This is a genomic window from Clostridium tarantellae, from assembly GCF_009295725.1.
Lineage (GTDB): Bacteria > Bacillota > Clostridia > Clostridiales > Clostridiaceae > Sarcina > Sarcina tarantellae.
This window is the reverse complement of record NZ_WHJC01000132.1, coordinates 1-9,407: the sequence shown is the minus strand read 5'-3', so window position 1 is coordinate 9,407 and position 9,407 is coordinate 1. Positions and strand designations below refer to the sequence as shown.

General features: G+C 25.2%; 12 protein-coding genes and 1 pseudogene. 11 read left to right on the top strand and 2 right to left on the bottom strand.

The window, feature by feature from the left end:
* Nucleotides 1–205: 205 nt before the first annotated feature.
* From GBZ86_RS09485 to GBZ86_RS09435, 11 genes are all read left to right on the top strand, one after another.
* A complete protein-coding gene (locus GBZ86_RS09485) occupies nucleotides 206–991 on the top strand; it encodes a cell division protein FtsQ/DivIB (RefSeq protein WP_152890068.1) in 786 nt (261 codons plus the stop codon).
* Nucleotides 984–1,700, top strand: coding sequence for a DUF881 domain-containing protein (locus tag GBZ86_RS09480; RefSeq protein ID WP_152890066.1), 717 nt, complete (start codon nucleotides 984–986; stop codon nucleotides 1,698–1,700). The genes GBZ86_RS09485 and GBZ86_RS09480 overlap by 8 nt, the downstream gene beginning before the upstream one ends.
* A gap of 11 nt (nucleotides 1,701–1,711) precedes the next feature.
* The gene (locus GBZ86_RS09475; RefSeq protein ID WP_152890064.1) at nucleotides 1,712–2,050 is read left to right on the top strand and encodes a small basic family protein; all 339 of its coding nucleotides are present in this window, start codon (nucleotides 1,712–1,714) and stop codon (nucleotides 2,048–2,050) included.
* Between the two features lie 12 nt (nucleotides 2,051–2,062).
* Entirely contained in the window at nucleotides 2,063–2,794 is a 732-nt protein-coding gene (locus tag GBZ86_RS09470) for a DUF881 domain-containing protein (RefSeq protein WP_152890061.1), read from the top strand.
* Nucleotides 2,795–2,875: 81 nt separating this feature from the next.
* Nucleotides 2,876–3,529, top strand: coding sequence for a YggS family pyridoxal phosphate-dependent enzyme (locus GBZ86_RS09465; RefSeq protein WP_152890059.1), 654 nt, complete (start codon nucleotides 2,876–2,878; stop codon nucleotides 3,527–3,529).
* A 38-nt stretch (nucleotides 3,530–3,567) separates the two neighbouring features.
* A complete protein-coding gene (locus tag GBZ86_RS09460; RefSeq protein ID WP_152890057.1) occupies nucleotides 3,568–4,026 on the top strand; it encodes a cell division protein SepF in 459 nt (152 codons plus the stop codon).
* Between the two features lie 16 nt (nucleotides 4,027–4,042).
* Nucleotides 4,043–4,804, top strand: a complete 762-nt coding sequence (locus GBZ86_RS09455) for a YlmH family RNA-binding protein (RefSeq protein WP_152890055.1) — start codon at nucleotides 4,043–4,045, stop codon at nucleotides 4,802–4,804.
* Between the two features lie 13 nt (nucleotides 4,805–4,817).
* Complete coding sequence (locus GBZ86_RS09450; protein WP_152890053.1) at nucleotides 4,818–5,426, top strand: DivIVA domain-containing protein; 609 nt, start codon at nucleotides 4,818–4,820, stop codon at nucleotides 5,424–5,426.
* Between the two features lie 135 nt (nucleotides 5,427–5,561).
* Complete coding sequence (locus tag GBZ86_RS09445) at nucleotides 5,562–6,488, top strand: RluA family pseudouridine synthase (protein WP_152890051.1); 927 nt, start codon at nucleotides 5,562–5,564, stop codon at nucleotides 6,486–6,488.
* The gene (pyrR, locus tag GBZ86_RS09440; protein ID WP_152890049.1) at nucleotides 6,478–7,014 is read left to right on the top strand and encodes a bifunctional pyr operon transcriptional regulator/uracil phosphoribosyltransferase PyrR; all 537 of its coding nucleotides are present in this window, start codon (nucleotides 6,478–6,480) and stop codon (nucleotides 7,012–7,014) included. Before GBZ86_RS09445 ends, pyrR begins: the two co-directional genes overlap by 11 nt.
* Nucleotides 7,015–7,032: 18 nt before the next feature.
* Nucleotides 7,033–8,157 (top strand): THUMP domain-containing class I SAM-dependent RNA methyltransferase, encoded by a 1,125-nt coding sequence (locus tag GBZ86_RS09435; protein ID WP_152890047.1) that lies wholly within the window; start codon nucleotides 7,033–7,035, stop codon nucleotides 8,155–8,157.
* A 22-nt stretch (nucleotides 8,158–8,179) separates the two neighbouring features.
* Here the strand turns inward: GBZ86_RS09435 and GBZ86_RS09430 are convergent.
* Nucleotides 8,180–9,115: pseudogene (locus tag GBZ86_RS09430) on the bottom strand (Rqc2 family fibronectin-binding protein); the annotation flags it as partial.
* Nucleotides 9,091–9,407: hypothetical protein (locus GBZ86_RS17125; protein ID WP_170272198.1), on the bottom strand; the 317-nt coding region annotated here is incomplete at its 5' end. The gene GBZ86_RS17125 and the pseudogene GBZ86_RS09430, both read right to left, overlap by 25 nt.

Here is a 9,407-nt window from a genome sequence, read left to right as displayed (position 1 = left end):
GTTTATAAAAAGCTGTTAATAGTATATAAATTTTAGTGGGAATTTTATAAAAATAAATGGTAAAAGCAAGGATTTTTTATGGATATTAAACAAGTAAATCAAAAGTTTTTAATAAAAAAGTAATGAAAAAATTTTTATAAAATGGTATTATTTTATGTGAGATTAAACATTGGAAATTAAAGAAAATAGCTATAAAAGGAGTAGTATGAATACTGACGTAAAAGAATATATTTTGAAAAAAAAGAAAAATAAGCTTATGAAAAAGATAATTATAATAAGTATTTTTATAGTAGTTATTTGTATTTTTATTTTATTAAAAGCGCCCATATTTAACATAAAAAAGGTAATAGTAAATAATAATACAACAATTCCTTCGGAAAAAATTATCAACAAAAGCAATATATTAGATAAAAATATATTTTTAGTTAATTTAAAAAATGTTTCAAAAGATATATTAGTTAACCCATATATAAAAGAGGTTAAAATAAAAAGAGTATTTCCAGATGAAGTTAGTATAAGTGTAAAGGAAAGAAAAGCTAGTTATTTGATAGAAAATGAATCTAAATATTATGTTTTAAATGAAGAACTTAAAATAATGGAAATTTTAGATTCCGATAAAGATATAAATGCTATATATCTTAATGGTATTAAAATAAAAAATAAATTTATTGGACAATGCATAACAGATGAAGATATAAGAAAACAAGAATTTACAAAAAAATTAAGCAATATTTTATTAAATGATAAAAGAAACACACAATTTACATCTTTAGATATTAATAATATAAGTGATATAATTTTATATTATGGGGAGGTAAAAATACTTTTAGGAAATGATGAAAAGGTTGAAGAAAAAATGAATAAAATATTAAATATTTTAAATAGTGGAGCAATAAATTTTAAAAAGGGATATATAGATGTAAGCTTTAAAGGTAATCCAGTAATATATGAAGAAAAAAGCAATACAACGGGAGGAACAGTTAATGAATAAAAAATCCTCACAAATTGCAATAGCATTAGTTTGCGCTATATTAGGTTTTATGGTAGCTTATCAATTTAAATTATTAAATAAAAAAGAACAAAATATCTTAGAAAGTTATGATAAAACAGATATAATGGCTGAAATAGAAGGACTTAAAAAAGAAAAAGCAGAACTTGGAAAAAAGAACGAATCTTTATTACAAGATTTAAAAAAATTAGAAGAAGCAGCAGTTTCAAAAGGTGATGTAAATAATCAAATAAAAGAAGAGTTAGACAAAACAAGAATGATATTAGGCATTGATGATGTTAAAGGGCCGGGAATTATTTTATACATAACTCCTAAATCACCATTATTAACCGCTAATAATGCAAAATATATAAGTGAAAATGAATTAGTTCATATTTTAAATGTTCTAGCTTTTTCAGGAGCAGAAGCTATTTCTATAAATGATTATAGAATAACTCCTCAAACAGGTATAAAAAATGCTAGTAATTTTATATGGATAGGAAATAACGAAAGAATATCTCCAAAGGATAATATAGTGATAAAAGCTATTGGTGAACCCAATAATTTAATAAAAGGAATAACATTTACTGGAGAGATGGATTATGGTGTTTTAGGTGGCAATTATGATTATAAATATGAAAAAAAAGATGAAATAGTTATTAATAAAAGTACTCAAAATTTAGTTTCTGATTATCTTAAAAAAGTAAAATAAGGAGTGAACATATGATAGTATTTATTGGATTATTAATTGGTATAATAATTGGTATAATATGGCCAGGTAGTATGCCTGATAAATTTTCGCCCTATATTTCAGTGGCCATATTAGCTTGTTTAGACTCTGTTTTTGGAGCAATAAGAGCTAGTTTATCTAAAAATTTTCAAGCGGATATTTTTATATCTGGATTTTTTGGAAATGCAGCATTGGCAGCTGTATTAGCTTATTTAGGAGACAAATTGGGAATTCCTATACATTTTGCAGCTATTATAGTATTTGGCGGAAGAATATTTGATAATTTTGCAATAATTAGAAGATTGTTATTAGAAAAAGCAAAATCTCGGTGATGAGGTGAGGGGTTGAGAAATACAGAGTCAACAATATTTATTTTTATTGCATCAATAATAGCAGGCGTATTAATATCTATGAATATTGGTTTAAAAAAAGAACCTGAAAAGATGCAATTAACAGTTGCACAATATCAAGATGCTTATAATAAAAGAAATAAATTATATAATGAAATTTCTAAATTAAAGCAAAGTAATAGGAAGATAAGTGAAAAGATAAAAGAATATTCTAAAGAAGATGAGCAATGGATAAAAATTTTTAATAATATAAAATTAGAACTTTCAGACAATCAAATGTTATCAGGTTTTTCAGAAGCTAAGGGATCAGGATTAAAAATAATATTAAAAGATGGCACTGAAAGCTTTGAAGGAGAGGTAATTGATGATTTTTTGAAAATCTTAAGAACTATACATGATGATGATATGATAAAAGTTGTAAATGAATTAAAGTTAGCAGGGGCTGAAGCTATATCATTAAACAATCAAAGAATAGTATATAATACAGAAATTTATTGTGGTGGACAATTTTTGAGAACTAATGGAGTAAAACTACCAGCCCCTTTTTATGTTAATGTTATAGGTGATCCTGATATGCTAGAGAATAATATACTTAGAGAAGGTAGTTATATTAAAACTCTTAAAAATCGAGGTATTAATATTGAAATAATTAGAAGTGATAATATTATAGTACCGGCGTATCTTGGAGATTTATCACCTAAATATATGTCGATTTATCAAAAATAATTATTAAAAAATATTAAAATTTATGAAGGATTTTCTAACTTTATGAAGAATATAAAAAATATGATAAGGAGCGTGCAATATATGGGAATTGAAGAAAATATTAAAAAAATATTAAAAGATATACCCGAAGAGGTAAAAGTTATTGCGGTTTCTAAAACAAAACCTATAGAAGATATGAATAAAGTTTATGATTTAGGGTTAAGAGATTTTGGAGAAAATAAGGTTCAAGAATTTTTATATAAATTTGAAAATTTTAAAAAAGATGTAAAATGGCATTTGATAGGTCATCTTCAAACTAATAAAGTTAAGTATATAGTAGGAAAGGTAGAACTTATACAATCTTTAGATAGTATTAAACTTTTAAAGGAGATAGAAAAAGTATATAGCAACCATAATGTAATTGCTAATACATTATTGCAAATAAATATTGGAAGAGAACAACAAAAATATGGAGTATTAGAAGAGGATATAAAAAGTATATTAGAATATGTAGAGAAATGTAATTTTGTAAAGATTAAAGGAATAATGGTTATTATACCAAAAGGTACAGAAGCAGAAAATAGCTTATATTTTAAGAAAACTCATGATATATGGAGTAATCTTAAATTTAAAAAATATAAAAATGTTACTATGGAAATTCTTTCAATGGGAATGTCAAATGATTATCATGAAGCTATAAAAAATGGAAGTAATATGATAAGAGTAGGAACCGGTATATTCGGAAAAAGAAATTAGAATAGTGAATATAATAAAAAAACAGGAGGTACATCACAATGTTTAAAAAAGTAAAAGATTTTTTTACAGGAATGGATACTTATGAAGATGAGTTTGAAGAGTTTGATGAAAATGAGGATGAAGAAGATGAATTAGTAGAAGAAACATTTTCACCAGTTATAGCTGCAACACAAAAAAAAGGTGGAAAAGTAGTAAATATTCATACAAACACATCTGCTAAATTAATGATAACTAAACCTTTAATATATGATGATGCACAAGAAATATGTACAGCTTTAAAAAATAGGAAAATAGTAGTAGTTAATACTACATCACTTGAGTTGAGAACAGCTCAAAGATTAATAGATTTCATTGGGGGAGCATGTTATGCTTTATGTGCAGATATTCAAGAAGTTGAAAAAGGTGTATTTATAGTATCACCATCAAATGTAGAAGTAAGTAATGAACTTAAAGATGAATTAAGTACAAAAGGATTATTTAACTGGTCTTCAAGATAGTTTTATAGAATTTATTATGGATAAGAAAAGATTTTTAGAGATTTTAGGAAAAAATGAAGATTTTGATTTAATTAAGTTGTATGAAAAAATACAATTAGCAAAAAACAAAGGGATACCTATATTTACTAGTGAATTTTATACTCCGGATATATGGACTAAAGTAGAAAATTTAACTTTAAAGCATGTACAAGTAAAATCTTATGGAGTTTTTAGTGAAAGTGATAGGCGAATAATTGCTTTTAACCAAAGCTATGAAGAATTTCCTATTAAAGTTTTGAAAATAAAATGTAATACTAAGTTTACTAAGTTAGAACATAAAGATTATCTTGGAGCTATCATGGCTTTAGGAATAAAAAGAAGTAAAATAGGAGAATTAATTTTATTTAATGATTTAGCATATTTAGTTGTTCATGATGATATGATAGATTATATTATATTAAATCTTATTAAAATTAAAAATCTAACTTGTAAATGTGAAGTAGTAGATATTATAAATGAAAATATAAAATTTCAGTATGAGGAAAGAACAGTTATAAGTACATCCACTAGAGTGGATTGCATAATAGCTTCCCTATGTAATATTTCAAGAAGTAAAGCTAGTACCTTACTTTCACAGGGTAAGGTATTAGTTAATTATGAGCAAATTAATGAAAAAAGTAATGATGTTAAGAGTAATAGTAAGATAACTATTAGAGGCTTTGGAAAGTTTAAAATAAAAGATATAATAGGTACTACTAAAAATGGAAGATTAAAATTAATAGTATTAAAATACACTTAAAGGAAGTGATAACATGAAATTGACACCTATGGATATTAATAATAAAGAGTTCAAAAAGGCATTAAGAGGATACTGTCCTGAAGAAGTAGATGAGTTTTTAGATAAAATTGTAGAAGAATATGAAAATTTATATAGAGAAAATACAACACTTAAAGAAAAAATAGCTGCTTCATCTGAAAAAATAGAACATTATTCTAAAATAGAAAATACAATTCAAAATACGTTATTATTAGCTCAAAATACTGCTGAGCAAGCTAAAGCTAATGCGCAAAAGGAAGCAGATGTAATAATTAAAAGCGCTAATGATACTGCTCAAAGAATATTAGATAAAGCTCATAATGATGTTGTACAAATTAATGATGAATATGAAAGAGTGAAACAAGAATTTGTTAAGTTTAGAGCTAAATTTAGAAGCTTTATGAATTTTCAATTGGAAACTTTTGGTGATTTGGAGAAAGATGTTGTTAAAAACTTTAATATATCTAAGCCAGAAGAAATTGAAGTTGAAGAACAAGGAATACATATTGAACTAAATGAAGAAACAGAACCTAAAGAAATTTATGAAGAAGAATCTAATTATGATGATATAAATAAAATAAAAAGTTTTTTTGCAACTAACTAAAAAAATCTCACTCTTATGGGTGAGATTTTTTAGTACTTATTATTTTATATATTGCTTTTTTTCTTATATTTATATAATATAAGTGGAGAGATAAATAGTATTTTATACAAATTACTATGATTGGAGAAACTAAAAATGTGTACGGAAAAAAAAGAATTAATAGTTACTGAAGAATTTAATGGAATAAGAGCAGATAAAGTATTGTCAAATATATTAAAAGATGTATCAAGAAACTTTATTCAAGGTTTATTTCAAGATGAAAAAGTTCTTATAAATGGAAAAAAACAAAAAGGAAAATTTAAAGTATCAACAAATGATATTATTAATTTAGAAGTACCAAAACCACAAGAATTAAAAGTTGAAGCAGAAAATATTCCTATAAATATAATTTATGAAGATAATGATATAATCATAGTAAATAAACCTAAAAATATGGTTGTTCATCCAGCACCAGGAAATTATAGTGGTACTTTAGTTAATGCTTTATTATATTACTGTAAAGATTTATCAGGCATTAATGGTGTTATAAGACCAGGAATAGTACATAGAATAGATAAGGATACATCAGGTATATTAGTAGTTGCTAAAAATGATTTTGCTCATAATAAATTAGCAGATCAATTTAAAGCACATAGTATTAAAAGAGAATATTATGCTTTAGTAGAAGGTAGAGTTAAAAAAGAAGAAGGTACAATTGATGCACCTATAGGACGTCATGTAAATGATAGATTAAAGTTTGCTGTAGTTAAAGAAGGAAAACATGCAGTAACTCATTTTCAGGTTTTAAGAGTATTTAATTCATGTACATTAATTAAATGTAGATTAGAAACTGGGAGGACCCATCAGATAAGAGTTCATATGTCTTTTATAGGACAACCTTTAGTTGGAGATACAGTATATGGGTTAAAGAAACAAAAGATTACTTTACAAGGACAAGTGCTTCATGCTAAATCTTTAGGGTTTATTCATCCTTCTACAAATAAGTATGTAGAATTTGATTCTGAACTACCAGATTATTATAAAGAAATATTAGAAAGATTAGGAGGATATAATGAAACTTAAAACTACTTTACTAGATAATAATGCTATAAGAAGAACCTTAGTTAGAATTTCACACGAAATTATTGAAAAAAATAAAGGGGTAGATGATATAATATTAATTGGAATAAAAAGACGAGGATATCCTTTAGCAAAAAGAATAGCTGATCAGATTGAAAAAATTGAAGGGATTAAAATACCTGTTACTAGTGTAGATATTACATTATATAGAGATGATTTATCTAACGTAAGTGAGTTACCAAGTATAAATCATTCAGAGTTAAGTATTTCAATAAGAAATAAGAAGGTTATAATTGTAGATGATGTTTTATATACGTGTAGGACAGTTAGAGCAGCTATAGATGCTATAATAGATCAAGGAAGACCTAATGTTATTCAATTAGCAGTTTTAGTAGATAGAGGACATAAAGAGTTACCAATAAGAGCTGATTATGTAGGAAAAAATCTTCCAACATCTACTGATGAGATTGTAAATGTTCAAATTGAAGAAATTGATGGAGAAGATTCAGTAAAAATATATCAAAATTAAATACAAGGAGTAAATTTAATGGATTACGATTTAATTGCAACAACCACCTTTGGAATAGAAGCTGTTACAGCTAAAGAACTAAAGGAATTGGGTTATGAAAATTTAAAAATTGAAAATGGAAAAGTCCATTTTCAAGGGGATGAAATGGATGTAGCTATAAGTAATTTATGGCTTAGAACAGCAGAAAGAGTTTTAATTAAAGTTGCTGAGTTTAAAGCGGAAAGTTTTGAAGAGTTATTTAATGGAACAGCTAAAATAGATTGGTCACAGTATATACCTGAAAATGGTAAAATGCATGTTGTAGGTAAATCTATAAAATCAAAATTATTTAGTGTACCAGATTGTCAATCAATAGTTAAAAAAGCTGTTGTTAAAAGTATGCAAGAAAGCTATAATACTATGTGGTTTAAAGAGGATGGTCCAGTTTATAAGATAGAAGTAGCTTTACTTAAAGATGTAGTTACTTTAACTATTGATACATCAGGAGAAGGATTACATAAAAGAGGATATAGAGAACATTCAGGTTCAGCACCACTTAAAGAAACTTTAGCAGCAGCATTAGTTTTGTTATCAAAATGGAAAAATGATAAATTATTAATAGATCCATTTTGTGGGTCAGGTACTATATTAGTAGAAGCTGCTTTAATAGGTAATAATATAGCACCAGGTTTAAAAAGAAGATTTGTAAGTGAAACGTGGCCTTCTATGGATAAAGAAATGTGGGATCAAGTTAGAGAGGGTGCTAAAAAGTCTGTAAAGAAAACTGATATGAAATTAGTTGGATATGATATAGATGATTGGGTTATTAAAACAGCAAGAAATAATGCAATAAAAGCTGGTGTAATAGATAATATACATTTTAAAAAGCAAGATTTTAAAGATTTTACTACTAAAACTGAAAATGCATACATAATATGTAATCCACCTTATGGTGAACGTATAGGAGAGAAAAAACAGGTAGAGTTATTAAATAAACAAATTGGAGATTTACAAAGAAAATTAAAAGGATGGGATTTTAATATCTTTACTGCTTTTCCTAACTTTGAAAAATTAATGGGACAAAAATCTAGTAAAAATAGAAAGTTATATAATGGAAGATTACTATGTTATTATTATCAATACTTCCATAATTGCTCTAAATAATAAATAAAAAGCAGAGTGAATTTTAATTCACTCTGCTTAAAGTTATAGATTTAGGTGGATCAATATATATTGTTTTGTTTGTAGAGTATATTACCATTCCAGGTTTAGCTCCTGAAGGTTTTTTTACATTTTTTATTTGAGTATAATCTACGGGTACTTTAGTAGAATTTTGAGCTTTACTATAAAAAGCTGCTAACATACTAGCTTCATTTAATGTAGTATCTGGAATAAATTTGCTTTTTATTAACACATGTGAACCAGGTATATTTTTAGTGTGAAGCCAAGTATCTGTTTTATCACCAAATTTTAATGTTAAATAATCATTTTGAATATTATTTTTACCAACATAAATATCAATACCATCTGAAGAAATAAAATGCATTGGTTTATTAATTTTATTTTTTACTTTTCCTTTAGGTTTTCTAAATTTAATATAACCACTTTCTATAAGTTCTTTTTTTATTTCATCAATATCTTCATAAGTGTCGCAGGTTTTAAGGTTTATTAGTACTGAATTTAAATATGAAAGTTCTTCCTCATTTATTTCTAATTGATTTAATGCAGCTTCTTCAGCAGTTTTTAGCTTATTATATTTTTTAAAATAATATTGTACATTTTCAGAAGGAGTTTTATTTTCATCTAATTTAATGGACAAATATTCTTCTGTTTCTTTATAATAATTTAAAACATTAACATTTTTATCACCCTTTTTAAAACCGTATATATAAGAAGTAAGAAGTTCTCCTTTTAATTTAAAATCTTCTTTACTTTTACATTCTTTAAGGGTATTTTCTAATATTTTTAATTTTTTATTACATCTTTCAATATTTGTATGAAGAAGTTTATGAATATTTAAGCTTCTGCCATGTAATCTATCTTGTTTATCCTTATGGGCGTAAAATTTATCTAATAGTTCACTATGAGTATTAAATATTAATTTTTTATAATTATTATTAAAATCAATATTTGTCTAATAGTTATACTAGTTAATAAAATACTATTGATTGTTGTTGCTTGTATATCTGACTTTATTGCTATCCTATCAAAATTTCCTGTAAGTATATTAATAAATATAGTTAGAAAAAATACTGTAAATATTAATATTTCAATCTTTTTATTATTATAGTAATATATTATTCCACTTATTAAACACATAATACATAAAATAGTGTTATTTACACGCACAATTTCTTCTATTACACAAAATAAATCTATTGCTACTCCCTCTGTAAGAGTAACAGCTAATATAG

Bases quoted from the DNA above. Each gene is read 5' to 3' on its own strand.
- GBZ86_RS09435 (WP_152890047.1), top strand. From the start codon at position 7,033: ATGGATTACGATTTAATTGCAACAACCACCTTTGGAATAGAAGCTGTT.
- GBZ86_RS09445 (WP_152890051.1), top strand. From the start codon at position 5,562: ATGTGTACGGAAAAAAAAGAATTAATAGTTACTGAAGAATTTAATGGA.
- GBZ86_RS09450 (WP_152890053.1), top strand. From the start codon at position 4,818: ATGAAATTGACACCTATGGATATTAATAATAAAGAGTTCAAAAAGGCA.
- GBZ86_RS09465 (WP_152890059.1), top strand. From the start codon at position 2,876: ATGGGAATTGAAGAAAATATTAAAAAAATATTAAAAGATATACCCGAA.
- GBZ86_RS09475 (WP_152890064.1), top strand. From the start codon at position 1,712: ATGATAGTATTTATTGGATTATTAATTGGTATAATAATTGGTATAATA.
- GBZ86_RS09460 (WP_152890057.1), top strand. From the start codon at position 3,568: ATGTTTAAAAAAGTAAAAGATTTTTTTACAGGAATGGATACTTATGAA.
- pyrR (WP_152890049.1), top strand. From the start codon at position 6,478: ATGAAACTTAAAACTACTTTACTAGATAATAATGCTATAAGAAGAACC.
- GBZ86_RS09480 (WP_152890066.1), top strand. From the start codon at position 984: ATGAATAAAAAATCCTCACAAATTGCAATAGCATTAGTTTGCGCTATA.
- GBZ86_RS09455 (WP_152890055.1), top strand. From the start codon at position 4,043: ATGGATAAGAAAAGATTTTTAGAGATTTTAGGAAAAAATGAAGATTTT.
- GBZ86_RS09485 (WP_152890068.1), top strand. From the start codon at position 206: ATGAATACTGACGTAAAAGAATATATTTTGAAAAAAAAGAAAAATAAG.